Origin of the sequence: Cryobacterium sp. SO2 (genome assembly GCF_026151165.2) — a bacterium.
Lineage (GTDB): Bacteria > Actinomycetota > Actinomycetes > Actinomycetales > Microbacteriaceae > Cryobacterium.
Window position 1 is genome coordinate 2,353,132 of record NZ_CP117849.1, and the last position, 25,652, is coordinate 2,378,783.

The window sequence follows — 25,652 nt, forward strand, 5'->3', positions numbered from 1 at the left end:
GGGTGACCACACGGGCGCTTTCGCGAGCAGCCCGGCTGCGCTCGCAGACCGGATCGGCTAGTAGAGCAGAGCCGTGAGGCGCTTGCGGGCCGGCGGCACCCGGGGGTCGTCGGTGCCGACGACCTCGAAGAGTTCGAGCATCCGCTGGCGGATCATGTTCTTGCCGGCAGCGTCCTGGCCGGGGAAGAGTCCGAGGAGCCTGTCGAAGGCGTCCTCGATGTGCCCGCCGGACAGGTCCAGGTCGGCGACGAGCAGCTGCGCCTCGAGATCGTCGGGGGCGGCCGCGGCGGCCGAGCGCACCTCGGCGATGGTCTTGCCCTGCAGCCGGCCGAGCAGGCTCACCTGGGCGAGGCCGGCGGTGGCCATGGCGTCGCGGGGGTCGCGGGCCAGGGCCAGCTTGTAGATGTCGATGGCCGCCGCGTAGTCGCCGCGGTCGATCGCGTCGTACGCCTCGCGGTGGTGCGGCGGCAGCTCGGGTTCCACGGGCTCGGCGGGCTCCCCCGCTGGCGCCTCTGCGGCGTCGGCGACGCCGGTCACGCCGTGCTGCGCGGCGAGCTCGAGAACGCGCTCGAACACCTCGCGGATCTGCACCACGGGCAGCACACCGTCGAACAGCTGAACGGGCTGGCCGTTGATGACGGCGGCGAGGGTGGGCACCGAGGTGGCCTGGAAGGCCTGGGCGAGCTGCGGGTTCGTGTCGATGTCGACGGTGGCGAGCACAAAACGCCCGTTGTACTCGCGGATCAGGTTCTCGATCACCGGGGTCAGCTGGGTGGCCGGTTCGCTCCACTGTGCCCAGAGGTCCACGATTACCGGCACGAACTTGGACAGCTCGAGCAGCTCGGCGAAGTTGGTGTCGGTGCCCTCGAGCACGAGGTTCGGAACCGGGACCGTGCCGGCCACGGCGCCGCCCTGAACCGTGCCGGTGCTGTGCGCGCCATGGCCGGAACCGGGAACGGGAGCGGGCGGACGGTTCACGAGCGAGGACAGGTCGACGGCTCCGCGCAGGTTGGCGCCGGCTGGGGGGACAACGGTCATGGAAGCTCCACGGAAGAGATCAGTCCCTGGCTGAAGCCAAGGAGAACGATTTTGTCGGTTGAGTTTGCGGGGGGCACATGGAAGAGGATCTGTTCGTTGGACGTGCTCTGCACGCCCTTTGAGGTGCTGTCCATACCGGAGAGCGCCTTGCTCGGACCCTCGAGCGTGATTGTCGCCTTGCCGTTCACGGCCTTCACTGTCGTGATCTCGTTGACGCTCACGGCCACGATACTGCCGGAATCGTTCGTGGCAAGGGCGACGACGTCGCCGGTTCCTACGGCGTTGCTGAACTCGATCGAGCCGGTGTCTTCAAGTTCCGCCTCTTGCTGGGTCTTGAATTCGGCGCCCTTCTGGGTGCGCAGGGTGTCGCCCTCGGCTTCGAAGAGCGGGAACGACGCGCTGGCCTCGCCGTTGAGCAGGATATCCGCATAGGCGGGCCCGACCTCATTGGGTGCCATGGTCATGAACTTGTTGTCTGGAGCGACCAGCGGAGCACCGATGCTGGCCGGGGCCACACCGGGAACCTTCGCAGAGGCCTCCAACTGAATGGCGTACTCCACCATGTACTTCTCCCGCGGAGACGCCTGCTTGAGTACCAGCGCCATGGTCGGCTCGACCGTTTCATCAACAGGCTGCAGCACCGTCATGACCACCCGCGGCCAGGTTGCGGTCTGCTGCGGCAGGGTCAGCCGCAGCGGGGCATCCGGCAACGCGATGGTCGGCGTGAACGACGAGTCCGCTGACCGGATCTTGTAGTTGGCGAGCCTCTGTTCGAGGGCGGGACCGGTGAACCTGGTGCCGAGGGTGTCGGCGTCCAGGCTCGCGTCAGCGGCGGCGGTCAGCGTGACGATGTCACCGACGATGCGCTCCAGCTGCGGCTGCGTCACGGCGGGCGGCGGCACGTCGTCGACCACGGGTGCCTCGGTGTCCGTCGCGGACGGCGAGGGTGTGGCCGTCGCGGTGCCGGTGGCCTCGGGCGCAGCGGTAGGCCAGAACTCCGGAGAGCACCCGGTGAGCGCGAACCCGGTGAGCAGAACGAGAGGCACGGCGATCATGGACCGACCGATCGAGCGGCGCGGCCCGGTGATCTCGCTGGCCTTGATGGTCTTGGGGCGCGGTGCGCGCGGAAGCCGCGGCATCCGGGGACCGCGGGGCACGTTGCGCCGCGGACGACGGGAGCGGCGGAAGTGCAGCAGGCCGAGCAGGTAGATGACGAAGCCGATCAGTGCCATCAGCGCACCGCCCACGATCAGCGGACCGGCCCACGGGGTGGAGTTGTCGGTCGGCCAGGCCACGGTGATGTCCGTCGGCGCCGGAGCGGTGCCGTCGGAGGCGAGCACGACCGAGATGCCGTCAGGCACGTTCAGCGTGGTGGTCAGGGAGCCCTGGCCGGTGAACTCTTCCAGCCACAGGTCGGAGCCTGCCGGGTTGGTGGGCAGCTCGGCCGGCACGGCCGTCGCCGCCGACTCGACCGGCGTGCCGGTTGCCGTCGTCACCGTGAACGTCTGCGACTCGGCGTCGAGGCCCACGTTCGCGTACTCGTCGTCGCCGATCCAGGCCTGGATGTCGGCGGTACGACCGTAGGCCATGAACACGGTGTCTGACCCGGTCACGGTGATGGTCTGGCTGCCCGGTTGCGCGGCGAGGGCGCTGCCGTCGATGACGGCGTACGGGGAGCCGTCCTCGATCGTGGCGGTCAGGCTCGTTGATGCTGGTTCAAGAAAGACAGTCCGCTGCGCGATGCCGAATGCGATCATCAGCGCGGCGAGGACGAATGCCAAAATGGCAAAGACGAAACGCACGTAAAACCCTCCTGTGTTGCCTGCCGATGGCTGTGTTCAACAACATATGCCACCGCTTGTCGGGGCCGGAAAGCAACAGACACGGACGTCTTACGATAGTGGACGCTCCTGAGAGGTGCCTAATAGCGTCGTTTTGCGGGTTTTCGCCCAGGTCCGGCCGCATTCCCGGGGCTATCGCGGGGATACCGGCCCCGGCGGGCACTAAAATTACACGGGCTGCTCCGGCTTTCACAGTCGGGGATGGGCCCCATTATGAGGAGAGAACGTGGCGACCGAAGAGGCTGACTTCACCCAGGTGTTCCGTGGGTACGACAAGGACGAGGTCGACAAGGCTCTCCAGGGTCTTCGCCGCGACCTCATCCAGGCGAACGCGCAGAGCACGGAGTCCGCGAAAGAGATCAAGCGCCTCAGCGCCAGGATCGACGACCTCAACGCCGAGATCGAAGAGGTCGGCAGCCCCACCTTCTCCGGTCTGGGCACCAAGCTGGAGAACACGCTGCGGGTCGCGGAGGAGCAGTCCACCCGTGTGATCGCCCAGGCCGACATCGACGCCGAGAAGCTGCGCGCCTCCGCATCCGCCGAGGTGGACGCGATGAAGCGTCAGGCGTCGGAGCACGCCGGACGATCTGTCTCCGACGCGACCGTCAAGGCCGGCCGGCTGCTCGCCGACGCCCAGGCGGAGGCAGACGACCTGCTCGACCGCGCTCGCGAGACCCACGAACAACTCACCCAGGACGCCCTGGCGGAGGCCGCCGCCATCCGCGGCGCTGTGGCCACTGAGGCCGCCGAACTGCGCGCCACCGTCAAGCGCGAAGTGGCTGCGCTGCGCTCAGAGGCCGAGCGCGAGGCCGCAGAGGTGCGGGTCGTCGCCCAGCGCGAGGCCACCGAGGCCAGGGAGATCGCCGCCGGCCTCACCCGGGAAACCGAGCTGACCCGCGCCGAGGTCGCCCACGAGCTGGACCAGCAGCGCGCCGACCTGGCCCGGGAAACCGAACAGGCCCGCATCGACCTTGCCGCCGAGACCGAGCAGGACCGCATCGACCTGGCCCGGGAAACCGAGCAGGCCCGGATCGACCTGGCGCACGAGACCGAGCAGGCTCGCTCCGATCTGTCCGTGGAGATCGAACAGGGCCGCACCGACCTGGCCCGTGAGATCGAGCAGGCGCGCGCCGCTCTCGCCATCGAGGGCGAGCAGGCGCACACCGACCTCGACCGGGAACTGGACCGTGACCGCGCCGGTGTCACCCGCGACCTCGACAAGGCGCACGCCGACCTCGCGGCTGAGATCGAGCAGGCCAGGGCCGATCTGGCCCGCGAGCTCGAACAGACCAAGGCCGACTTCGACGCCGACAGCGAGCAGGCCAGGATCGACCTGGACAACCACCTCACGGCCACGCGCAAGCGCGGCGAGCACGAGGCTGCCAAGCTCCGCCGGGAGATCGACCAGATCCGCGCCGACCTCGAGGTCGAGCTCAAGGCCAGGCGTGACGAGGCGGAGCAGGACCACCTGACCCGTCACCAGCAGGCCGTCGCCCAGACCCAGAAGTACCTCGACGACTCCGCCAAGCAGCTCTCCGACACCAACGCCCGCACCGTCGAGCTTCGCGCGCTCAACGAAAAGCTCGATGCCGGGGCCAGAGAAGAGGCCAAGGCGCAGCGGAAGACCGCAAACGATGACGCCGAACGGATCGTGCGCGACGCCGAGGACCGTGCAGCCGCGCTCCTCGCCGATGCGGAGGCACGCACCCGTGAACTGGTCACTGACGCTGAAGACCGTCTGGCCCAGATTAGGATTGAGCGCGACTCTGTCGCCGGCTACTTCGAGAGCTTGCGCAGTGTTCTGACCCAGGCTGAGAAGGTCAATTCCGACCAGGACTAGTCAGACAACGCACAGATCGATAGTGGGGAACCCGTGAAAATCCAAAACGCCTTCCGTCTGGGCCTGGTCGGCACGCTGGGAGTCGGGGTCGGGGTCTTGATCCTGAGCTCGGTCGTGTCCTTGTCGACGATCATCACCTACGTCGGCGCGGCCTTGTTCCTCGCCCTCGGCCTCGATCCGGCCGTCTCCTGGCTGGAGAAGAAGAGGTTCCCCCGCTGGGCCGCCATTCTCACGGTCCTCATCGCCGTGCTGGGGGTGCTGACCGGCGTCATCTTCGCGATCGTGCCGATCATCGTTGACCAGGTCGCCAATCTCTCCGAACGCATCCCGGAGCTCGTCAAGTCGGTCAACAGTTCTACCTTCCTCGATGACGTGCAGAACCAGTTCCCCGGCCTGGACGTGCAGAAGATCACCGAGTCGATCACGGACTACCTCGGTGGGAACGTGACGACGATCACCTCCGCCATCGTCGCTTCAGGGGTCGCCATCGTGAGCGGCCTGTTCGGCGGCCTGATCATCTTGATCCTCACCCTGTACTTCACGGCGTCACTGAACAGCATCAAGCGGGCCACCTACCAGCTCGTACCGGCCTCCAAGCGCGAGCGTTTCGCGGACCTGAGCGAACAGATCACCACGGCTGTCGGTCGCTTCATCGTCGGCCAGGGTGCGCTGGCCGCCTGCAACGGGGTGCTCAGCTTCATCTTCCTGTCCATCATCGGTGCCCCGTTCCCCGCACTGCTGGCCGTGATCGCGTTCCTGTTCTCGCTGATCCCCCTGGTCGGCACGATCACCGGCTCCGTCCTGATCGTCGCGACCTGCATGATCCCCGGGATCGGAAGCTCCTGGTTGACCGTGCTCGTGGCCGCCATCTACTACCTCGTCTACATGCAGATCGAGGCATACGTGCTGAGCCCGAACATCATGAACCGGGCAGTGGCCGTTCCCGGCGCCGTCGTTGTGGTCGCCGCACTTGCCGGCGGCTCCCTGCTGGGTATCCTCGGTGCCCTGATCGCGATCCCGGTGGCCGCATCGGTGATCATGATCATCAAGCAGGTTGTCATCCCCCGCCAGAACGAGCTCTAAGCCGCCTGGACGCGCCGGGCGACGTCCAGCCCGGCTCGTAGGCTGCCGGGCGTCTCCGCCCCACCTAACGGCGTTCTAGAGCGGCCCGGCCCACTCGTCCGGCAGCGGGGATGCCGACGGGTTCACCACCGCGACGATTTCGTTCAGCACCCGGCGGGTCTGGGTCTCCCCCACCCACAGGTGCTTGGCACCGTCCACGGCGATCACCGTCGCATCGGGCACACTCGCGAATCGCTCGCGGGCCTCGGCTGGACGCAGGTAGTCGTCGTGTTCGGGCACAAGTACCACGAGGGCACGTTCGTCACCCGCCCAGGCCGCCAATTCGGCATCCGTCGCCCGGTGCAGCGGCGGCGAGAGCAGGATGGCGCCGCGGACAGGGTGCTCGAGACCGTACTTGATCGCCAGTTCGGTGCCGAACGACCAGCCCACCAGCCACGGATTCGGCAGGCCGCGCTCGGCGACGAAGGCCATCGCGGCCGCGACGTCGGCGCGTTCGGTGTCCCCGTGCCCGAAACTGCCCTCGCTGGTGCCGCGCGGCGAGCTGGTTCCCCTGGTGTTGAATCTGAGCACGGCGAGGTCGGCCAGGGCCGGCAGTCGCCCGGCGGCCTTACGCAGGATGTGCGAGTCCATGAAGCCGCCGTGAGTGGGCAGCGGATGCAGGGTCACCAGGGTGGCGACGATGGGGCGGTCCACCGGAATGGCCAGTTCCCCCACCAGGGTGAGCCCGTCGTCGGTGTGCAGTTCGATCTGTTCACGGACAGCCGGCAGATCGATCCCGCCGCGGATCTCGACAGGACCGGTCATGGGCATTCCCCTACTCATTCAACGTCATTTGATCTTCCAGCAGTGCAGGTGCCAGTGCCGGCGGGCCTCGAGATCAGCCGCGTCGCCGGTGACGCCGTCGCCGCGCCAGGTCACCAGATGGGCGACGCCCGGCGCGATCTCGAGCCGGCAGCCGGGGCAGAGATAGGTCTTGACGGCCTGCGCCGCGCTGATCGGCTGCACGTGCCACACACCGTCCCGCTTGGGTTCGGTGCGGCGCCATCCGGCCAGCAGGCGGGCCAGATCGTCACTCTCGTCTTCCCCCGTGCCGCTTCGGCGGCCCTTTGGGCGATTGCTGCGCGGCATGAGTCCAGTCTACCCGGGCTGCCTGCGGCGGCCCGTGGCGGCGGTTGCCGCCTAATACCAGCCGACGTCGACGGAGTGTCCCCAGGCGCCGCAGGGAGTGCCGTAGCGTCCGCTGATGTAGCCCAGGCCCCATTCGATCTGGGTGCCGGCGTTGGTCTGCCAGTCTGCTCCGGCCGAGGACATCTTCGAGCCGGGGAGAGCCTGCGGAATACCGTACGCCCCGCTCGGGTTGGCCGCGTTCACACGCCAGCCGGATTCCTTGTTCCAGAGTGACACCAGGCAGTTGTACTGGTCTTCGCCCCAGCCGCGGGCGGCCACCGCGCCGTAGGCGTAGGCCTGGGCGGAGCCGGGGTTGGGCACGGCCGCCGAGGCAGCGCTCGTCGACCCGGTGGATGCGGCGATCACGGGGACAGGCTCGGGTTCGGGCTCCACGATGGTGTAGCCCTCGACTGTGACGGTGTTCTCCACTGTGCTGGCCACCAGCAACGACTGCGCGGCCTCACCGTCATAGCGGTCGGATGCAGCTCCGGGCACCTGGAAGTAGGGGGACGCGGTGGCGCCGGAGTACGGGTCGACCACGGTGACAAGCACGAACGCGGCGGCTGCGGTGAACGCGAAGAGGGAGAGCGCGACGTGGCCGCGGGACGTCGGTCGCTGCATGCTGCGCAGCGGCGGACGGGTGGAGCGCGGCGCGGCGACGCTCACGCTGAGCGCGGTGCGTGCGCCGGAGTGCACAGCGAGCGGCCGATCGGCCAGTCGTCTCGCCGATGATGCGCCCCTGACGGGCGCGGAAGTGTTCAGATGTCTACCCACGATTCTTCGACCCTAGCTCAGATCGTGTGTAACAGCCAGATAACGACACGCCGGCTCACCGAACGGCGAGCATCACGTCGACGACACTGTCGAGCACCAGGTCGACCTGCGCCTCGCGATATCCCGCCCGCTGCGGCCGGAAGACCGCGGTGCGCACGTCGTCGACGGTGACCGGGTGGCCGTCCTGGAAATACTTGACCAGCTTCGCCGAGAACCTGTCGACGTCGGCCCGGTTGTAGCCGGTGCTGAGAACCGTGGTGCGGGAGAATCGGCGACCTGACGGACGTCCCAGGCGGTTGATCAGCACCTGGGCGGTGCTGCGCGCCTGGTCGAGCCACGCCTGGTCCCCCATCGCGCTGGCGGCACGGTCCCGTTCCCTCGCGGCGAACGCGTCCTCGAGGCGTTCGAGGGCGGCGTCGACGTGCTCGGGCGAGTAGCCGCCCTTGTGCATGGCGAAGGCGGTGTGACGGATATCGGCGGCCGTCAGCTTGGTCGGAGCGTCCTCGTCGTCGTCATACGCCTGGCGTGTCGACTCGAGGAACTCCTCGACCTGCTTGAGGTTGTAGCCGAGCGTCTTCTTGCTGGTCCGCGGAAACGTTGTGCTCACCGCCTCATTCTGCCTCACGCGCGCTCGAGTGTCGAAAGCCACGCGGTCAGGCGAAGATCAGGTAGAGGCCGTATGCGGCAGCGGCCGACGGCAGGATCGAGTCGAGGCGGTCGAGGAATCCACCGTGCCCGGGTAGCCAGGAGCTCATGTCCTTGATGCCGAGGTCCCGCTTGATCAGGGACTCGGCCAGGTCGCCGAAGGTGGCGGCGATCAGGATCACCACGCCGAAGACGGCTCCGAACCACCAGGGCTGACCGAGCATGAGCACTGCCAGCAGGATGCCCACCACGATGGTGGCCAGAGCCGCACCGGCGAAGCCTTCCCAGGTCTTCTTGGGACTGATGGTGGGCACCATCGGGTGCTTGCCGAACGAGAGTCCCGAGGCGTAGGCGGCCGTGTCGGCCGAGATCACCAGAAGCAGGAACGACAGAGTCCACCATTCGCCGTCGGGCTGGGCCACCAGGAGAACGGCGAAACTGGCGAGGAACACGACGTAGACCTGGATGAGGAATCCGGCACCGATGTCGCCGAGCAGGATCCTCATGGGTACCCGGTGAGCGGGGATCACCAGCATGGCCAATCGCCACAGGGTGATGACGACGATGCCCAGGAGCATCGCGAACCATTGGCCGCCTGCTCCCAGGTAGAACGCGGCGGGAACCACGGCAACGGCCGAGACGATCACCGGGATCCGGGGAACGTTGCGGCCGGCACGGCGCAGGGCCTCCGCGAGTTCGAGGGAGGTGAAGGCGACCACCACGACGGCCAGGATCATGAACAGGGCCTTGATGAAGATCAGGCTCACCAGCATGAGACCGCCGAGGCCCAGGCCGATCAGGGTCGCCAGAACGAGGTTCCGTCCGGTGCGCGCCTCGATGCGCTCGTTCGTGGCGTCCAGTTGGGCCCTGGTGGCCTGAACCTGCCGCTCGATGTCAGCCTTGGTCGACTGCACCTGCGCCCGGAACTCGGCCCGAGTCGCGCCGCGTTCCCGGTGGGGCGGCTTGACGGGTCCTGGATCGTCAGTCATTGCTTCACCTCCCCTAGATGGCGAGGAGCTCGGCTTCCTTGCGCTTGAGCGCGTCATCGATGCTGTCGATGTGCGTCTTGGTGATCTGCTCGAGTTCCTTCTCAGCGCGGGCCACGTCGTCGTCGCCGACCTCGCTCTTGAGGGCGTCGAGTTCGTCCTTCGCCTTGCGGCGGAGGTTGCGCACGGAGATCTTCGCGTCTTCGCCCTTGGTCTTGACGATCTTGACGTATTCCTTGCGACGGTCGTTGGTCAGCTCCGGCAGTGACGCCCGGATGACGACGCCGTCGTTGCCGAGGTTGGCGCCGAGGTTCGGAGTGTCCCTGATGGCGTTCTCGATGTCGCGGAGGGCGCTCTTGTCGTACGGCGTGATCAGGAGCGTGCGCGCTTCCTGGTTCTGCAGCGAGGCGAGCTGGCCCAGCGGTGTGGGGGTGCCGTAATAGTCGACCAGGATCTTCTGGAACATCTGCGGGTTCGCACGCCCGGTTCGCACGGTGGCGAAGTCTTCTTTCGCGGCCTCGAGCGCCTTGGTCATGCGCTGAGTGGTATCGGACAGGACATCCGCAATCACGGTGACTCCTTCTTCGGTGGCTTCAATAATCCTAGTTGGAGACGAGGGTTCCCAGTTCGGCGCCGAGGATGGCGGCGGTCACGTTGCCGTGCGGAGCCATCCCGAAGACCCGCATGGGCATGCTGTTGTCCATGCACAGGCTGAACGCCGTCGAGTCGACGACCTTGAGGCCGCGCTGGAGCGCATCCTGGTAGGTGATGCTGTGGATCTTGTGTGCGTCGGGGTTGGTGCGCGGGTCGTCGGAGTAGACACCGTCGACACCGTTCTTGGCCACCAGCACAACCTCCGCGCCGATCTCGAGGGCGCGCTGGGCGGCCACGGTGTCGGTGGAGAAGTAGGGCAGGCCGGCGCCGGCGCCGAAGATGACGACGCGGCCCTTTTCCAGGTGACGCTCGGCGCGACGCGGGATGTACGGTTCGGCGACCTGGGTCATGGCGATGGCGGACTGCACCCGGGTTTCAGCGCCGGCCTGCTCGAGGAAGTCCTGCAGGGCGAGGGCGTTCATGACGGTGCCCAGCATGCCCATGTAGTCGGCGCGTCCGCGGTCCATGCCGCGCTGGGAGAGTTCGGCGCCGCGGAAGAAATTGCCGCCGCCGACGACGATCGCGATCTCGACGGTCTTGGCCGCTTCGGCGATCTCGCGGGCGAGGCTGCTGATGACGTCGGGGTTGACGCCCAGGCTTCCGGCCCCGAAGGCCTCACCCGACAGCTTGAGGAGGACCCTGCGCTTCGTACCCGTATCTGACATGCCCGTGAGCGTCCTTCCGTTGTGACCTGACTCTAAAACTACCGGTTGAGCACCGGTGGGCTGTACCCCGTTGACGTTCCGCAGAACGGGACCGTGGCTGGAGGGTGACGCTACGCAGAGAAGAAGGAGACCGGATTGCCTGGGCGATCCGATCTCCTCCTGTCTTACTGCGGTTTTGATTTACTGCTGTGGTGACTTACTGCGGTGCTGGTTACGCGCCGACCTTGAACCGGGCGAAGCCGGAAACGGTCAGGCCAGCGTCGGAGAGGACCTTGGCCACGGACAGCTTGTTGTCCTTGGCGTAGTCCTGCTCGAGCAGGGCAACCTGCTTGAAGTACGCGTGGATGCGGCCTTCGACGATCTTGGGCAGCGCGGCGGCCGGCTTGCCCTCGTTCTCGCTGATCTCGGTGACGATGCGACGCTCGGCCTCGACGGCTTCCACGGGGACGTCTTCGCGAGCCAGGTACTCCGGGTTCGCGAACGAGATGTGCTGGGCGATGCTGCGAGCGGTCGCTGCGTCGGTACCGGAGTAGCCGAGGACCACGCCGACCTGCGGGGGCAGGTCCTTGCTGGTCTTGTGCAGGTAGATCTCGAAGTTCTCACCGGTGACGGCTGCGACACGGCGAAGTTCGAACTTCTCGCCGATGATCGCGGCTTCGCCGTTGATGAGTTCGCCAACGGTCTGGCCATCGGCCGGAGCGGCAAGCGCCTCGGCGACGGTGGTGGCGCCGGCAGCGGAGACCGCGTTAAGCACCTTCTCGGAGAGAGCGCCGAACTTCTCGCCCTTGGCGACGAAGTCGGTCTCGCACGCGAGCTCCAGCAGGTAGGCGGTGTTTCCGATGACCTTGGCGGCGACGAGGCCCTCAGAGGTGGACCGGTCAGCGCGCTTGGCGTTGCCCTTTGCACCCTTGAGACGCAGGATCTCGACCGCGCGCTCGATGTCGCCATCGGCTTCCACGAGTGCGTTCTTGGTGTCGACCATGCCGGTGCCGAGGCGCTCGCGCAGGATCTTGACGGATTCGAGGTTGAAGTTTGCCATACCTGGGGTCCTTACTTGGTGTCGGCTACGGGAGCGTCGGCTGCAACCTCTTCGGTTGCGGCTTCGGCAGCTGCGGGCTCGGCGACGGGCGCCTCTTCGACAACCGGCTCGGCGTCGACGGTGGCGTCGGCGACCTTCTCGGTGTCAGCGGAGGACTGCTCGGGCGTGGTCTCGGCCGGGGCGGCGAGCAGCTCGGCTTCCCAGGCGGCGAGGGGCTCGACTTCGGCGCCCTCTTCCGGCTTCTGGTGACGCTGGATGAGGCCCTCGGCCGCGGCGTCCGCGATGATGCGGGTCAGCAGGCCCACGGAACGGATGGCGTCGTCGTTGCCCGGGATCGGGTACTGGACGTCGTCGGGGTCGCAGTTGGTGTCGAGGATCGCGATGACGGGGATGCCGAGCTTGCGCGCCTCGTCAATGGCGAGGTGCTCCTTGTTGGTGTCGACAACCCAGAGCGCGGACGGCGTCTTGGTCAGGTTGCGGATTCCGCCGAGGCTCTTGTGCAGCTTGACGAGCTCGCGCTTCTTGATGAGCATTTCCTTCTTCGTGAAACCGCTCTTGGCGGTGTCCTCGAAGTCGAGCTCTTCGAGCTCTTTCATGCGAGCCAGACGCTTGGAGACGGTCTGGAAGTTGGTGAGGAGGCCACCGAGCCAGCGCTGGTTGACGTAGGGCTGGCCGACACGCGTCGCCTGCTCCGAAATCGATTCCTGCGCCTGCTTCTTGGTGCCGACGAAGAGGATGGTGCCGCCGTGGGCGACGGTCTCCTTGACGAAGTCATAGGCCTTGTCAACGAACCCGAGCGACTGCTGCAGGTCGATGATGTAGATGCCGGAACGCTCGGTGAAGATGAATCGCTTCATCTTCGGGTTCCAACGGCGGGTCTGGTGCCCGAAGTGCACGCCGCTGTCGAGCAGCTGGCGAATGGTTACGACGGCCATGAGCCGTACTCCTTATCTGACGTTTCTGCACAGCAGAAAACGCCCATCGGTTTGTGTCGTGATCGGATGACCACTACTCCTGGTGCCCGGCGCACAGCCCGCCCGTCTTCTTGCGAAGTCAGGACCGAATGGGTGTGTTGGCCGAATGGGCACGCGTAGTCAGCGCACAAAGCGCTGCTCAGAGAACTCTAGCACCCGGCGGCCCCCTCCCGCTGACCGGCCGGCTGCTCCCGCGCCCCTCCTCAACAGGCGTTCGTGTCTCCGCTGGTTCCACCGTCGTCGTCCCGCGCGCAATCCGTCGGGCGGAAGCGCCGAGGATCGCCGCATGACACTCTCACGGTTCTCCGTCACCGGGTTCTCCGCGCGTCTCGGTGTCGCTGTTGTCCTCCTGCTCGCGGTCATCGTGCCCACCCTGGCCGTGCCCGCGTCGACCACTGCCCGTGCGGCGCCAACCGTGTCGGCGGCCCCGGCCGCAGTGGTCGCCCCCGCAGCATCCGCCACCGTTGCGCCGAGTGAAGCGGGCGCGGCGGTGGCGGGTGCGGCGCCGGGTTCAGCACCGGGTCGAGCACCGGCAGCCGTGGCGGGTGCTGCTGAGCGGTGGACCTGGCCGGTCGATCCGCCGCACGAGCTGCTGCACGCCTTCGAGGCGCCGCCGACCCTCTTCGCCGCCGGGCATCGCGGCATCGACCTGGCGGCGCAGCCGGGCTCCCCGGTGCGCTCCCCCGCCGACGGTGTCGTCTCGTTCGCGGGAATCATCGCCGATCGGCCGGTGGTGTCCATCCAGCACGCCGGAGACCTGGTCTCCAGCCTCGAACCGGTCACCGCGACGGTGGGCGTGGGCGAGCGCGTCAGCGCCGGCCAGGCGGTGGGCGTCGTGGCGACGGGCGCGCACTGCGACCGACGATGTGTGCATCTCGGTGCGCGTCGGCACGGCCAGTACATCTCGCCAATGTTGTTCTTCGGCGGGGTCCCCAGGGCCATCCTGCTCCCGCTGCCCCCGGCATCCTGAGGAGGCGTCTGCGGGGTCAGGCGCGCGGGTGCGCGAGTCGGTAACTCTGTTGCAGGCGCTCCGCCGAGACGTGGGTGTAGATCTGAGTGGTGCCGAGGCTTGCGTGGCCGAGCATCTCCTGCACGGCCCGCAGGTCGGCGCCGCCGTCGAGGAGGTGGGTGGCCGCCGTGTGGCGCAGGGCGTGCGGGCCAGATGGCCCGGTGCCTGGCAGGGTTTCCAGCAGCCCGGCCACCGTGCGGTACACGGCGCGCACGCCGAGACGGTTCCGGTGCGTGCCGAGGAACAGCGCCGCGGTGTCGGCCGGAGCCGGGCTGCCGCCGCTGGCCGGCGCGGCAGCCAGTATCGGTCGGGCGACGGTCAGGTACCGAACAACCGCGGTCTGCGCCGGAACGCCGAAGGGCACGACGCGTTCTTTGTCGCCCTTTCCGGTGACCCGCACGGTGAGACGGGAGAGGTCGACATCGCCCACGTCGAGCCCGACGAGCTCGGAGACGCGCAGGCCGGAGGCGTAGAGCAGCTCGATGATGGCCAGGTCGCGCACCGGGCCGGGGTCGCCAGCGCGGGCTGCCGCCTCGAGCCGGTCGAGCAGGTCCTGCATCTGGCTGCGGTTGATCACCCGCGGCAGGGCGCGGCCGGGTTTCGGTGAGCGCAGGCGCACGGCGGGGTCGCTGGGCAGCGTGCCTTCCCGGGTGAGCCAGGCGGTGAAACCGCGGGCGGACGCGGACCGGCGCGCGATCGTCGCGCGGGCCAATCCGGCTTCGGTCCCCGTCCACAGCCAGTCGCGCAGCAGCTCAAGGCCGATCTCGGTGACTTCGGCCACCCCCCGGCTTTCGGCGAACGTCGCCAGTCCGGCAAGGTCGGCGCAGTAAGCGCGCACGGTATTCGTGGAAAACCCGCGCTCGGTGCTGAGGTAGCGGGCGTACCCGTCGATCGCGGGGTCGAGGTGCATGCTTCCAGCATCTCCCCCCTGGCCGGGGATCACGGCAGCGACTCGAATATCCGGGTATCCATCGGCCGCCGCTACGCGGTGTGCCGGGAAAAGGCCTCCAGACGGTCGGAGGCGTCGAGGGCCTCCATCCGGTCGAGGTAGGCCGGATCGAAGCGGGTGACCACGTCGAAGGCGCCCAGTGGCACGTTGGAGTGCACAACCTGGTCGGCGTAGACGTGCACGAGGTTGATCGACTGGCCACCGCCTACGCCGGTGAGTTGGCGCGGCGGGGCCGCGGCGTCGATGGTGTAGCAGGTGGCCGCGGCAACAGACACCGGGATGCCGGCGAACAGCCCGGTGGTGGCGTAGTGCAGGTGGCCGCCCAGGATCGCGCGCACGTCACTGCCGGCCAGCACGGTGGCCAGTGCGGCCTGTTCGCGCAGCTCGAGGATCGTCATCAGGGGCAGGGCGGTGGGCACCGGTGGGTGGTGCAGCGCGAGCAGGGAGCCGTGCTCAGCGGGTTCGGCGAGCACGTCGCTCAGCCAGGCGAGCTGGTCGGACGAGATCTCACCGTGGTGGTAACCGGGCACGCTCGTGTCGAGCGAGATCACGCGCAGCCCGTTGAGGTCGACCACCGCGTCCACCGGGGCATCGTCGGGGCCGGAGTGCGGCTTCCCGCGCAGAAGTTCGGCGCGGAACGCGCCGCGTTCGTCGTGGTTGCCCATAACCCAGATCAGCTCGGCACCCATGCGCCCGGCGGAGGCCTCGACGATGTCGCGCACCCGGCGGTAGGCATCCGGTTCGCCCCGGTCGGCGATGTCGCCGGTGAACACGAGAGCGTCGATGTCCAGGCCGGAGGCCTCGAGCTGCGCCATGGCCCGGTGCACGGTGCTGTCGGTGTCGACGGCGTCGTAGAGCAGCCGCCCGTTGCCGTCGGCGGCGGCGGCGAGGAAGTGGGTGTCGCTCAGGTGGGCGATCAGATGGCTGGCCGCCGGGTACTGGCCCATCTGCACGGATGGAACCGGCCGGGCGGCGTGCTTCCCGTCGGTCGGTGCTGTTCCCGTCATTGGCTGACCCCTCACGTTCTCGAACCGCTCCGCGCGCGCACGCTGCGTCGCACGTTCACGTTTCACCCTAGGCGTACCCGCCGACCCGCCCGGCGCAACTGTTCCCGTTCCGGACAAATGCGCCCGGTGCGCCGGCAACAATTGTCCGGACGGGAAACAGTTGCGCGACCCTGCGCGGTCAGGTGACGCGCACCCAGCCGGTGGCGCGTTCCCGGGCGGAGCCCTCGAGGTCGAGGGTGCCGAGCGCACCGAGGACCGCCGCAGTGGAAAGCCCGGAGCGCCGGGCGATCTCGGCGGGCACGCGCGGAGCCCGCACGCTCAGCGCGTCGAAGACCCGCACCTGCTCGCTCGTGCGCTCGCGCGGCGTGGCCCCGTCTGTGCCGGTCAGGTCCAGTTCCAGGTCGACACCCACTCCGATCAGTTCGGCCATTTCGGCGGCCGTGGTCACGCAGATGGCGTCGTAGTCGCGCAGCAGCCGGTGGCAGCCGGCCGATGTCGGCGACGTGACAGGCCCGGGCACGGCGCCAAGCGGGCGCCCGAGCGCGGCCGCGTGCCCGGCCGTGTTGAGTGACCCGGAGCGCCAGCCCGCCTCCAGCACCACGGTGGCCTGGCTCGCGGCGGCGATCAGCCGGTTGCGTTGCAGGAAGCGCCATTTGGTGGGTGCCGCGCCGCAGGGCAGTTCGCTCATCACGGCACCGGCCTCCACGATGCGGGTGAGCAGGGCGTCGTGGCCGCTGGGATAGAAGCGGTCCACTCCCCCGGCGAGGAACGCAACCGTCGTTCCATTGCTGGCCAGCGTCGACCTGTGGGCCATCCCGTCGATGCCGTACGCCGCACCGGAGACGATGGCGAGGCCCCGGTCGACGAGGCCCGCGGCGGCCTCCATGGCCACATGCTCGCCGTAACCCGTGGCCGCCCTGGCGCCGACCAGGGCGATCGAGTGTCTGAGCGCGTCGACGGCGCCACTCCGGCCACGCCACCAGAGAGCGAGCGGTGCATGCCGTCCGAGATCCTCGACCCCCTCCGGCCAGAGCGGGTCGCCGGGCAGGAGCAGGGCGGTTCCGGTGCGTTGGGCCTGCTGCAGCGACCGCATCACCTCGGCCGAGGAGAGCCGGGGCCGCCACCTGGCCAGCGCCTGTTCCAACTCCGGGCGCAGCCCCGCGGCATCCCCCGCGCCGTTCTCGTCCACCCCGGCCGCCAGGCTCCGGCTGAAGCGGTCGGCAGGCCAGGCCTCAACCACGGCCCTCAGCGCGCCGGCCGCGCCGAGGATGCCCACGACGGTGCCGGCCACCCCGTCACCCGGTTCGGCGATGCTGGTCCAGGCGGCCCGGGCGAACACCTCGCCGGGTTCCGCCTCCGCCGCGGCTCCGGTGTCGCCGGTGCGCACGGCAGCGACGGCCGTTCGAACGGCGTTCTCCTCGAGGCCGAATATGGTCATGACGCCATTCCCTTCCGCAGGTAGAGGGCCTGCCCCACTTCGTCTGGTCCAGGTCGCTGCACGCCCGCCAGGTCGGCGATGGACCACGCCACCCGCAGGATGCGGTCGTAGCCGCGCATGGTGATGCCGCCGCGTTCCAGCGCGCGGTCGAGCATCGCCGTGACCTGGCCGCCCAACCGGGTCTGCGCCCCGCGCAGCCAGGGCCCGGGGACCTCGGAGTTCAGCGTCCACGGTGTGCTGGCGAGCCGCTCGGCCGCCGCCGCCCTGGCGGCGACCACCCGCTCGCGAGCGACGGCGCTCGACAGGCGGTGGCCGTCGGCGGCCAGCCGAAGCTCCGCGATGCTCACCCGTTTGACGTTCAGCTGGATGTCGATTCGATCCAGCAGCGGGCCGGAGAGCCGGGCGAGGTAGCGCCGTCTGGCGTTGGGCGGGCAGCTGCAATCCTGGTCGCCGGCGCCGTACTGCCCGCACGGGCAGGGGTTCGCGGCCAGCACCAGCTGGAACCGGGCGGGAAAGTGCGCTGTGGCGTTCGCCCGGTGGATGCTGATCCGGCCGGACTCGAGGGGCTGTCGGAGCGCGTCGAGCACTGGAGCGGCGAATTCGGGTGCCTCGTCGAGGAACAGCACGCCGTGGGAGGCCCGCGCTGCCGCGCCCGGCCGGATCTGCCCGCTGCCCCCGCCCACCATGGCGGCGGCGGTGATGGTGTGGTGCGGGGCCTCCAGCGGCGGCCGGGTGATCAGCGAACGGCCCACAGGTCGGCCGCTGAGCGATCGGAGCGAGCTCACCTCGAGTGACGCGGCCTCGCCCAGGTCGGGCAGCAGCCCCGGCAGCCTGGCCGCGAGCATGGTTTTTCCCGCACCCGGCGGGCCGAGCATGAACACGTGGTGCCCACCGGCCGCGGCCACCTGCAGGGCCAGGATCGCCTCGTCGTTTCCGACGACGTCGAGCAGGTCGAGGGTCTCGTCGATCCGCTCGTCCTCGGCGGGAGCGGTCAGCACATCCACATCGACCGGTACCAGCCGTGCGCCGTGCCAGATCAGGGCATCCCGCAGAGAGGCGACCCCGATCACACGGATGCCGGGCACCAGCGCCGCCTCGTCGGCGTTGCCGGCGGGCACCATCACCGTGCGGCGTCCGAACCGGGCCGCGGCGATCACGGCCGGAAGGATGCCCGGCGTCGGCCGAAGCCGACCGTCGAGGGCGAGTTCGCCGATGTGCACCACGGCGGCAACGGAGTCCGCCGGAATGACGTCGTCGGCGGCGAGGCAGGCCAGGGCGATGGCGAGGTCGAAACCCGACCCGTGCTTGCGCAGCGCGGCGGGTGACAGGTTCACGGTGAGCTTGTGGCCGTTCAACGCGCAGCCGGAGTTCTTGGCCGCCGCACGCACCCGTTCGGCGGCCTCGGCCAGGGCGGCATCCGGCAGCCCGATCAGTTTCATCCCCGGCAGCTGGTTGGAGATGTCGGCCTCGACCTCGACGAGCGACCCGGCGAGGCCGATCAGGGCGACGGAGTGGGTGCGGGCCAGTCCCATTAGAGCCGTCCCATCAGAACGCGCCCATCAGGCTGCACCCATCAGAACACGCCCTCGAGGTGCTCGATTTCCGGCTCCCGGCCCGGGCGGGCGATCACGGCAACGGCATCGATGCGGATGCGGCGCGGGTGCAGGTCAGACTGCTCGCACCAGGCGCCCGCGAGGCGGCGCAACCGGGCCAGCTTGGCCACGGTGATCGCCTCGAACGGATGCCCGAACGCTGTTCCCGAACGGGTCTTCACCTCGACGAACACCACGTCATCGCCTCTGGCGACGATCAGGTCGATCTCACCCTGCGTACAACGCCAATTGCGCTCCACCAGCGTGTACCCCGCCTGCAACAGGTATTCGGCCGCGCGGTCTTCCCCACGCCTGCCCACTTCGTCCTTGCGTGCCACGAGCACCTCCGCGACCAGCGTGCGGCGGCGGGCATCCGGCTGCGTGAGACGGGCAGAACCTGTGCACATGTGACGGGCCCGCCCCCTGTGGAGGAGCGGGCCCGCCAGAGCACACCAGGGTCAGACGGTGTCGGTGCGCTCCGCCGTCTGCATCTCCTGGGAGGCCGTGGCCAGCTCCTTGTCGAGCTCCTTGGCATCGACCTTGAGCTCCTTCTCGATGTGCCGCTGGGCCACGAGCCCGGCGCGGCGGAACTCCTCTTCGAGGCGGTCCTTGCCCACCACGATGAGGGCGGCCTCGCCGGAATCGAGCATCTCGCCGAGTTCCTTGATGTCACCGCGATCCAGGCTGCGCCAGAAGTGGCCGACGACGCTGCCCGCCGCACCCCCGACGATCGCGGTGCCGATGATGGCCGGCGGAAAGAGCAGGCCGACGACGGCCCCTGCGGCTACGCCGGTCCAGCCGGCGTGCTTGCTGGTCTTGCGGTGCACCTGCACGGAGCCGTCGGCCTCCTTTGTCGCTACCGCGGCGTCGTAGGTTCCGATCACCTTCTCGGAGTGCAACTCACGCACCACATCGAGGTCGGACTCGGCCGTTGCGGTGTCGGGATAGACACCGAGGTAGAGGAAGACTGATTCGTCGGACATGGGGACTCCTTGCTCACTAGTCGGTACGGGATGGGGCGCTTTCGCTGGGGACGGTACCCACCCCCCGCACGGGTGTCAACGGGAGAGACATGATGCTGAGCCCCACGATCGGGCGCGCGAAACCCCGAGGCGCCGGCGACCGAACGACGGCGTCACGGGGAATCCCCTCACCACCGATGGGCGACGTCGACCACCAGTCGGCTGCCGTCGCCGGGTCCGTCGACGATGAACGTGCGGAACGGGAGCCGAGCGCGAACGCCGAGCCCGAACCGGCTTTGGCCGTCGAAGCCGTCAGCGAAGGCGACCTGGCGGAACGTCTGGTAGCCGGCCACGTTGAGAGCCTCGCTGTCATTCGCCGGGTCGTAGGTCACCGCGCCGGTGACGTCGTACGGGTTGGCGAACGCGATCACCTGCAGGTCGGCGGCGCCCCGGAGCGGCACTGGCTGGCCCGATCCGGCATGGACGACCGCCGGCACATACCGAACATCGAACCCCAGGATGTCGCCACGCACATCGACGACGAACCGGTCGAAACACGGATGCTCGCCCGATCGGACGTTCAAGACCGCCGCGCCGGCGGAGAGCGTGCTCTGGCTGTCGGGCAACGACCCCCAGGTGATGCCGCAGTAGGGGGCGGCGCTCGCGGCCGCGCTGCCAGAGGTGAGAATAACGGCACCCATCAACGCGCTGAGGATGAGTGCAACGGAACGCTTCATTGCGATCCACTCCTTCGGAAGAATACTCATCAAGGATGCTACGCCGGGACCCCGGATTCCTCGGCGGTCGATGATCACAGATTGGATGCAATCGCCTGGGAACGACGTCAGCCGAGACTCGTGTCAGCAGTCAGAGCGTGAGCCTGGTGCGGGCCGACTGATTCCCGGCGAATGCGACATCCGTCGCCCGCAGTACGCGCAGCACGTTCGCGCCGGCCAGTGCGGCCAGGTCGGCGGCCGACCAGCCACGGCCGGCCAGTTCGAGAAGGAGAGCAGGGTAACCGTCCACGCCCTCGAGCTGATCGGGAAACTCGTCGGTTCCGTCGAAGTCCCCGCCCAGGCCGATGTGGCGGATGCCGGCGACCGCGCGGGCGTGCTCGATGTGGTCGGCGACCTGCGCCAGGGTCACGCGGGGCGCGGCGGTGGTCTTGTCGCCGCCGAACCAGACTGCGTACTCGGCGGAGACGAACTGCGGCACGAAGGTGACCATCAGCACCCCGTCGTTGTCGGCGAGGCGCCGGAGCACCTCGTCCGGCACGTTCCGCGGATGCGCCGTCACGGCGTGGCAGGAGCTGTGGCTGAAGATCACCGGGGCTGTCGTCACGTCGAGCGCGGCGTGCGCGGTCGCCGGCGACACGTGCGAAAGGTCGACGAGCATGCCCAGCCGGTTGAGTTCCTGAATGTACTCGACGCCGCGCGGGCTGAGCCCGCCGTGCACGGGCTCGTCGGTGCCGGAGTCCGCCCAGCTGGTGTTGTGCACGTGGGTGAGGGTGAGGTAGCGCACCCCGAGCCTGGCGAGCATCCGCAGCACCGCCGGCGAGTCGTTGAGGGAGTGGGCGCCCTCTGCGCCCAGCAGGGAGGCGATCCGCCCACTGGCCCTGGCGGCCTCGACGTCGGCGGCGCTCCGGGCGATCACGAACGTCTCCGGGTATCGCGCGGCGAGCCGGTAGACCCAGTCGATCTGTTCGAGGGTGCCCTGCACGGCGTCAGAACCCGTCAGGGTGTCCTCGACGTACACCGACCAGAATTGGCCGCCGACCCGGCCTGCGCGCAGCCGGTCGATATCGGTGTCGGTTGCCAGGGCGCCGTCCAGGCCCTCAACCGAGTACTCGCGGTTCTCGCGGCACTCCCAGGCCCAGTCGTTGTGCCCGTCGATGATCGGAGCGAGGTCGAGGGCTGCTGCCACCGTGGCGTGGGTATCCGACGGGGTGCGGCTGGTGCGATCGTTCATCCGCACACGCTAGCAGCCGGGCCGACGGCGGGTTCGCGCGAGTATCTGGATACGCGCGCGCGTCTCACGCCGCCCACGCTTGGACTAGCCCAAATACGCTAGTGCGAGAGGGCGTCCGACTAGCAAAAGTGGGCCACTCCAAGCCCGGCCGATGTGGACTGGCCCGAATACGCTAGTGCGAGAGGGCGTCCGACTAGCAAAAGTGGGCCAGTCCAGGTCTGGTTCGGCGGGTCGGGCTACTCGTCGAGGGCGAGTTCCTTAGGCAGCTCGAATTCCTTCGACGCGAGTTCCTCCACGTTGACGTCCTTGAACGTCAACACACGAACCGACTTCACGAAACGGTCGGAGCGGTAGACATCCCAGACCCAGACATCCTTCATGGTCAATTCGAAGTAGAAATCGTGTTCGGTATCGCGCCGCACCAGGTCGACCTCGTTCGCGAGGTAGAAGCGGCGCTCGGTCTCGACCACGTACTGGAACTGTCCCACTACGTCTCGGTACTCGCGGTATAGGGCCAACTCGACCTCGCGGTCGTAGTCCTCGAACTCTTCTTCTTCCATGGTGAGACAATCCTACGCGCAGAACCTAGGCGGGGATTTTGAGCCAGCTGAGCCTGTGCTGTTCGGTGGCGCCGAGGGACCCGATGGCCGCCATGTGTTCGGCGCTGCCGTAGCCCTTGTTGCCCTTCCAGCCGTAGCCGGGCGTTGTGAGGTCCGCGGCGATCATCAGCCGGTCCCTGTGCACCTTCGCGATAACGGATGCCGCGGAGACCGAGGCGCAGTCCTGGTCGGCCTTGATCCGGGTGACGACGTCCAGCGGGGTGGCCAGGGCCTTGTTCAGCCAGTCGTCGTTGCCGTCGAGAAGCACGACTCCCCCGACGATGTCGACGCCGTCGGCGTGCAGTTGGGCGAGCGCCCGCTTGCCGGCCAGGCCCAGGGCGGCGATGATGCCCACGGCATCCACCTCCTGGGGAGACGCGAGGCCGACCGCGCTGTGCCGTACCCACGCGGCAGCGAGGGGTGCGAGCAGCTCCCGGCGCGGCTCGCTGAGCAGCTTGGAGTCGCGCAGGCCCGCGGGGAACGCGCCGACGTCGGCCGTGACGACCGCGAGGCCGACGGCCACCGGGCCGGCGAGGGCACCGCGACCGACTTCGTCGCAGCCGATCACGCAACTGGCGCCGGCGGAGAGCATGGCCAGTTCCACCTCGAGGGTGGGTTCGACGACCGCCATCATCATCGTCGGGAGCCGGTCGTCACTCGTCGGCCTCTTCGACACCCCGGAAAACCTCGGGGTAGTCGTCCAACCAGCTCCACCGGTTCAGCGGCCAGCTGATCACCAGGGCGCGGCCCACGACGTTGTCCATCGGCACGAAACCCTTGCCGGGGGTGTTCGGGTGGTAGCGGGAATCGAGCGAGTCGTACCGGTTGTCACCCATCACCCAGAGGGAGTCCTCGGGCACGGTGACGTCGAAGGCATCCTTCGACGCACTGGTCTGGCCCGCGGGCAGCAGGACGTACGGCTCATTGAGCGGAATGTCGTTGACAGTCATCTGGCCCAGTGCGTTGCAGCAGACGACGTGGTCGCCCGGCAGGCCGATGACCCGCTTGATCAAGTGATCGTTGCTGTCCGGCGCGGAGAGGCCTACAACGGACAGGGTCCAGTCCAGGGCGGCGACGATGGGGTTCTGTTCGATGGGCGCCTGCGGCGGCAACCATCCGCCCGGGTCGCGGAAGACGACGACATCGCCGCGGGAGACCGGCACCAGGCCGGGCTCGAGCTGGTTGACGATGATCCGGTCGTTCACCAGAAGGGTGTTCTCCATCGACCCTGAGGGGATGTAGAACGACCGAACGAGGAAGGTCTTGATCAGGAACGAGATGAGCAGCGCCACCACGAAGATGATGAGAAGGTCGCGAATGAAGATCGCGACACCACGCTTTTTGCGCGGCGAATCTGGTTCCAGGCGATGCGATCGCGAGGGCAGAGTGTTGTCTGTCATTTAACCGCCTGAGCTCCTCCCCCAGTTTAGCGGGGAGGAGCTCAGGGGGAAATCCAGCGGGCTGCGAATACGCTCAGGCTTGCGCGTGAGCGTGTCGCGACTGGCGCTGCTTAGTCGCGCTTTTCCTTGATCTTGGCCTTCTTGCCGCGCAGACCGCGCAGGTAGTACAGCTTCGCGCGACGCACGTCACCGCGGGTGATGACCTCGATGTGGTCGATCACCGGGGAGTGCACCGGGAAGGTACGCTCGACGCCGACCTGGAAGCTGACCTTACGGACGCAGAAGGTCTCGCGAACGCCTTCGCCCGAGCGGCCGATAACGACGCCCTGGAAGACCTGGACACGCGAACGCGCGCCTTCAACGATGTTGACGTGGACCTTGACGGTGTCGCCCGCGCGGAACTCCGGGATGTCTGAACGCAGCGATGCCGCGTCCACCTGGTCGAGAATATGCATGTTATTCGCTCTCTGTACCCGCCACAGGTCGAGGACGTTTTAGTGGCGCCCCGCCCGCTCACGGAAGGTGAACTGGTGGCGACCAATTGAGTGTGTGCGTGCCGATATGAATGCAGCTCCCCTGTGGCAGAGACATGCCGCGGCACAAACGCCTATTCTGCCACTAAATGCAGCGGCACGCCAACAGGGCGCCCCTTCGCCGACTCAACGTTCGTCGGACTTCTCCTGAATAATGATCACGCTAGGGTCTACCGGCGACGCCTTCGCGGTGCCGGGGTGCTGCCCGGCGGGGTTCGACATGGTCGGGAACGGCGACGCTCCGGCCGGCACTGTGCCGAACCTGGCGGTCTCGTCGATGTACACGAGCGCCTCGCGCACGCGCTTGCGGGCCGCGTCGAAAAGCTCCCACAGCGCGAACCAGAAGGCGCCGAGGCCCACGAGCACAACGAGCACGGAGAGCCAGGGCGCGGTCACCGAGTAGACGCCCATCAGCACGATGAGCGCGTGCCACAGGGTGAGCACGCCCACATCCGCCCACGACACAGCCTTCTCGAGCCGCACCTCGCGTCGGGCGAGGAAGAGCCCGCTCACCACGAGGAGGCCGAAGCCGATGGCGATGGCACCGAACGTGGCGCCTAGTACCTGCCAGGCCGTGGAGCCGAAAATCGACGCGGCGACCATGAGCCAGAGCGGGAGCGCGCCGACGGCGACGAACTGCCAGTAGTAGAAGACCCTGCGGAGAATCACAGTCCCCAGATTACCCGCGTGTGCCCCGTCGAGCCTTGGAGTTCGCTGGAGGCAGAAGCGCCGCATCGGCCGCATCGGCGGGCAGCAGGTCGGGGCGCACCGTGCGGGTGCGCTCGATCTGCTGCTCGCGGCGCCAGCTGGCGATGGCGCCGTGGTTGCCGCTGAGCAGCACGGGCGGCACGTCAAGGCCGCGCCAGCTGGCCGGCTTGGTGTAACTCGGGTACTCGAGCAGTCCGTCCTCGTGCGATTCCTCGACGAGGCTCTCGGGGTTGCCCACCACACCGGGAATGAGCCGGCCGATGGCTTCGATCATGGCCATGACGGCCACCTCGCCGCCGTTGAGCACGTAGTCGCCGAGGCTCACCAGACGTACGCGGCCCCGGCCAGCGAAGTGGTCCACCACACGCTGGTCGATGCCCTCGTACCGGCCACAGCCGAAGATGAGGTGCGGCTCCTGGGCGAGCTCGCGGGCCATCGCCTGGGTGAACTGCTCCCCCGCCGGCGACGGGAAGATCAGCACGGGGCCGGCGTCGGTTGACTCGGCGGCGTCAGTGTCGGCGGCAGCCGTGTCGGTGTCCGCCTCCGGGCGCGCGAGGATGCTGTCCAGCGCCTCGCCCCACGGCTCCGGCTTCATCACCATGCCGGCGCCTCCGCCGTAGGGCGTGTCGTCGACGGTGTTGTGCCGGTCGTGGGTGAAGTCGCGCAGGTTGTGCACGGCGAGGTCGATCAGGCCGGCCTGCCGGGCGCGGCCGAGGAGGGAGATGTCCAGCACACCGAAGAACTCCGGAAAGATACTGATGATGTCGATGCGCATAGGGGC

The 25,652-nt window shown here is 68.3% G+C and carries 28 protein-coding genes; 3 read left to right on the plus strand and 25 right to left on the minus strand.

Translation table 11 applies throughout. The annotated features are described in order from the left end of the window. Nucleotides 1-57: 57 nt before the first annotated feature. Complete coding sequence (locus BJQ94_RS10875; protein ID WP_265400262.1) at nucleotides 58-1,038, minus strand: tetratricopeptide repeat protein; 981 nt, start codon at nucleotides 1,036-1,038, stop codon at nucleotides 58-60. Further along, the gene (locus tag BJQ94_RS10880) at nucleotides 1,035-2,840 is read right to left on the minus strand and encodes a hypothetical protein (protein ID WP_265400261.1); all 1,806 of its coding nucleotides are present in this window, start codon (nucleotides 2,838-2,840) and stop codon (nucleotides 1,035-1,037) included. The genes BJQ94_RS10875 and BJQ94_RS10880 overlap by 4 nt, the downstream gene beginning before the upstream one ends. Nucleotides 2,841-3,105: 265 nt before the next feature. Between BJQ94_RS10880 and BJQ94_RS10885 the strand changes: the two genes are divergently transcribed. Together BJQ94_RS10885 and BJQ94_RS10890 are read left to right on the plus strand one after the other, a co-directional pair. Continuing rightward, the gene (locus BJQ94_RS10885) at nucleotides 3,106-4,719 is read left to right on the plus strand and encodes a DivIVA domain-containing protein (protein ID WP_265400260.1); all 1,614 of its coding nucleotides are present in this window, start codon (nucleotides 3,106-3,108) and stop codon (nucleotides 4,717-4,719) included. Nucleotides 4,720-4,752: 33 nt separating this feature from the next. Further along, nucleotides 4,753-5,802, plus strand: coding sequence for an AI-2E family transporter (locus BJQ94_RS10890; protein ID WP_265400259.1), 1,050 nt, complete (start codon nucleotides 4,753-4,755; stop codon nucleotides 5,800-5,802). Nucleotides 5,803-5,877: 75 nt separating this feature from the next. Here BJQ94_RS10890 and BJQ94_RS10895 read toward each other — a convergent pair whose 3' ends face one another. The 9 genes from BJQ94_RS10895 to rpsB form a co-directional block, all read right to left on the minus strand. After that, nucleotides 5,878-6,606: an alpha/beta hydrolase gene (locus BJQ94_RS10895; protein WP_265400258.1), complete on the minus strand. Its 729-nt coding sequence runs from the start codon at nucleotides 6,604-6,606 to the stop codon at nucleotides 5,878-5,880. Nucleotides 6,607-6,630: 24 nt separating this feature from the next. Beyond that, nucleotides 6,631-6,930, minus strand: coding sequence for a hypothetical protein (locus BJQ94_RS10900; RefSeq protein ID WP_265400257.1), 300 nt, complete (start codon nucleotides 6,928-6,930; stop codon nucleotides 6,631-6,633). Between the two features lie 51 nt (nucleotides 6,931-6,981). Further along, a complete protein-coding gene (locus BJQ94_RS10905; RefSeq protein WP_265400256.1) occupies nucleotides 6,982-7,665 on the minus strand; it encodes a lytic transglycosylase domain-containing protein in 684 nt (227 codons plus the stop codon). A gap of 133 nt (nucleotides 7,666-7,798) precedes the next feature. After that, a complete protein-coding gene (locus BJQ94_RS10910; protein ID WP_265400255.1) occupies nucleotides 7,799-8,350 on the minus strand; it encodes a DivIVA domain-containing protein in 552 nt (183 codons plus the stop codon). Nucleotides 8,351-8,396: 46 nt separating this feature from the next. Beyond that, the gene (locus tag BJQ94_RS10915; protein WP_265400254.1) at nucleotides 8,397-9,377 is read right to left on the minus strand and encodes a phosphatidate cytidylyltransferase; all 981 of its coding nucleotides are present in this window, start codon (nucleotides 9,375-9,377) and stop codon (nucleotides 8,397-8,399) included. 13 nt (nucleotides 9,378-9,390) lie between these two features. Then, the gene (gene frr, locus BJQ94_RS10920; protein ID WP_265400253.1) at nucleotides 9,391-9,945 is read right to left on the minus strand and encodes a ribosome recycling factor; all 555 of its coding nucleotides are present in this window, start codon (nucleotides 9,943-9,945) and stop codon (nucleotides 9,391-9,393) included. A 31-nt stretch (nucleotides 9,946-9,976) separates the two neighbouring features. Continuing rightward, entirely contained in the window at nucleotides 9,977-10,693 is a 717-nt protein-coding gene (gene pyrH / locus BJQ94_RS10925; protein ID WP_265400252.1) for a UMP kinase, read from the minus strand. Nucleotides 10,694-10,904: 211 nt separating this feature from the next. Continuing rightward, on the minus strand, nucleotides 10,905-11,732 hold the full coding sequence (gene tsf, locus BJQ94_RS10930; protein ID WP_265400251.1) for a translation elongation factor Ts: 828 nt from the start codon (nucleotides 11,730-11,732) through the stop codon (nucleotides 10,905-10,907). An 11-nt stretch (nucleotides 11,733-11,743) separates the two neighbouring features. Further along, nucleotides 11,744-12,667, minus strand: a complete 924-nt coding sequence (rpsB, locus tag BJQ94_RS10935) for a 30S ribosomal protein S2 (protein WP_265400250.1) — start codon at nucleotides 12,665-12,667, stop codon at nucleotides 11,744-11,746. A gap of 325 nt (nucleotides 12,668-12,992) precedes the next feature. Between rpsB and BJQ94_RS10940 the strand changes: the two genes are divergently transcribed. Beyond that, nucleotides 12,993-13,676: a M23 family metallopeptidase gene (locus tag BJQ94_RS10940; RefSeq protein ID WP_265400249.1), complete on the plus strand. Its 684-nt coding sequence runs from the start codon at nucleotides 12,993-12,995 to the stop codon at nucleotides 13,674-13,676. A gap of 16 nt (nucleotides 13,677-13,692) precedes the next feature. Here BJQ94_RS10940 and BJQ94_RS10945 read toward each other — a convergent pair whose 3' ends face one another. From BJQ94_RS10945 to trmD, 14 genes are all read right to left on the minus strand, one after another. Then, the gene (locus BJQ94_RS10945) at nucleotides 13,693-14,625 is read right to left on the minus strand and encodes a tyrosine recombinase XerC (RefSeq protein ID WP_265400248.1); all 933 of its coding nucleotides are present in this window, start codon (nucleotides 14,623-14,625) and stop codon (nucleotides 13,693-13,695) included. Nucleotides 14,626-14,696: 71 nt separating this feature from the next. Then, nucleotides 14,697-15,671 carry a phosphodiesterase gene (locus BJQ94_RS10950; RefSeq protein WP_265400247.1) on the minus strand — a complete coding sequence of 325 codons (975 nt, stop codon included), beginning with the start codon at nucleotides 15,669-15,671 and terminating at the stop codon, nucleotides 14,697-14,699. 178 nt (nucleotides 15,672-15,849) lie between these two features. After that, a complete protein-coding gene (dprA, locus tag BJQ94_RS10955) occupies nucleotides 15,850-17,109 on the minus strand; it encodes a DNA-processing protein DprA (protein ID WP_265400246.1) in 1,260 nt (419 codons plus the stop codon). After that, entirely contained in the window at nucleotides 17,106-18,641 is a 1,536-nt protein-coding gene (locus tag BJQ94_RS10960) for a YifB family Mg chelatase-like AAA ATPase (protein ID WP_265400245.1), read from the minus strand. Before BJQ94_RS10960 ends, dprA begins: the two co-directional genes overlap by 4 nt. A 41-nt stretch (nucleotides 18,642-18,682) precedes the next feature. After that, on the minus strand, nucleotides 18,683-19,039 hold the full coding sequence (locus BJQ94_RS10965) for a YraN family protein (protein ID WP_265400335.1): 357 nt from the start codon (nucleotides 19,037-19,039) through the stop codon (nucleotides 18,683-18,685). A 120-nt stretch (nucleotides 19,040-19,159) separates the two neighbouring features. Next, on the minus strand, nucleotides 19,160-19,684 hold the full coding sequence (locus tag BJQ94_RS10970) for a DUF1269 domain-containing protein (protein WP_265400244.1): 525 nt from the start codon (nucleotides 19,682-19,684) through the stop codon (nucleotides 19,160-19,162). 167 nt (nucleotides 19,685-19,851) lie between these two features. Then, a complete protein-coding gene (locus tag BJQ94_RS10975) occupies nucleotides 19,852-20,400 on the minus strand; it encodes a hypothetical protein (RefSeq protein WP_265400243.1) in 549 nt (182 codons plus the stop codon). Nucleotides 20,401-20,530: 130 nt separating this feature from the next. Then, nucleotides 20,531-21,631, minus strand: a complete 1,101-nt coding sequence (locus BJQ94_RS10980) for a dipeptidase (protein WP_265400242.1) — start codon at nucleotides 21,629-21,631, stop codon at nucleotides 20,531-20,533. Nucleotides 21,632-21,867: 236 nt separating this feature from the next. Next, entirely contained in the window at nucleotides 21,868-22,191 is a 324-nt protein-coding gene (locus BJQ94_RS10985; RefSeq protein WP_265400241.1) for a DUF2469 domain-containing protein, read from the minus strand. Nucleotides 22,192-22,216: 25 nt separating this feature from the next. Next, nucleotides 22,217-22,861 carry a ribonuclease HII gene (locus BJQ94_RS10990; protein WP_265400334.1) on the minus strand — a complete coding sequence of 215 codons (645 nt, stop codon included), beginning with the start codon at nucleotides 22,859-22,861 and terminating at the stop codon, nucleotides 22,217-22,219. Between the two features lie 22 nt (nucleotides 22,862-22,883). Further along, the gene (gene lepB / locus BJQ94_RS10995; RefSeq protein ID WP_265400240.1) at nucleotides 22,884-23,630 is read right to left on the minus strand and encodes a signal peptidase I; all 747 of its coding nucleotides are present in this window, start codon (nucleotides 23,628-23,630) and stop codon (nucleotides 22,884-22,886) included. A 110-nt stretch (nucleotides 23,631-23,740) separates the two neighbouring features. Continuing rightward, nucleotides 23,741-24,085, minus strand: a complete 345-nt coding sequence (rplS, locus tag BJQ94_RS11000; RefSeq protein ID WP_265400239.1) for a 50S ribosomal protein L19 — start codon at nucleotides 24,083-24,085, stop codon at nucleotides 23,741-23,743. Between the two features lie 204 nt (nucleotides 24,086-24,289). Next, a complete protein-coding gene (locus tag BJQ94_RS11005) occupies nucleotides 24,290-24,832 on the minus strand; it encodes an MFS transporter (protein ID WP_265400238.1) in 543 nt (180 codons plus the stop codon). A 10-nt stretch (nucleotides 24,833-24,842) separates the two neighbouring features. Beyond that, nucleotides 24,843-25,646, minus strand: coding sequence for a tRNA (guanosine(37)-N1)-methyltransferase TrmD (gene trmD / locus BJQ94_RS11010; RefSeq protein WP_265400237.1), 804 nt, complete (start codon nucleotides 25,644-25,646; stop codon nucleotides 24,843-24,845). Nucleotides 25,647-25,652: the final 6 nt, after the last annotated feature.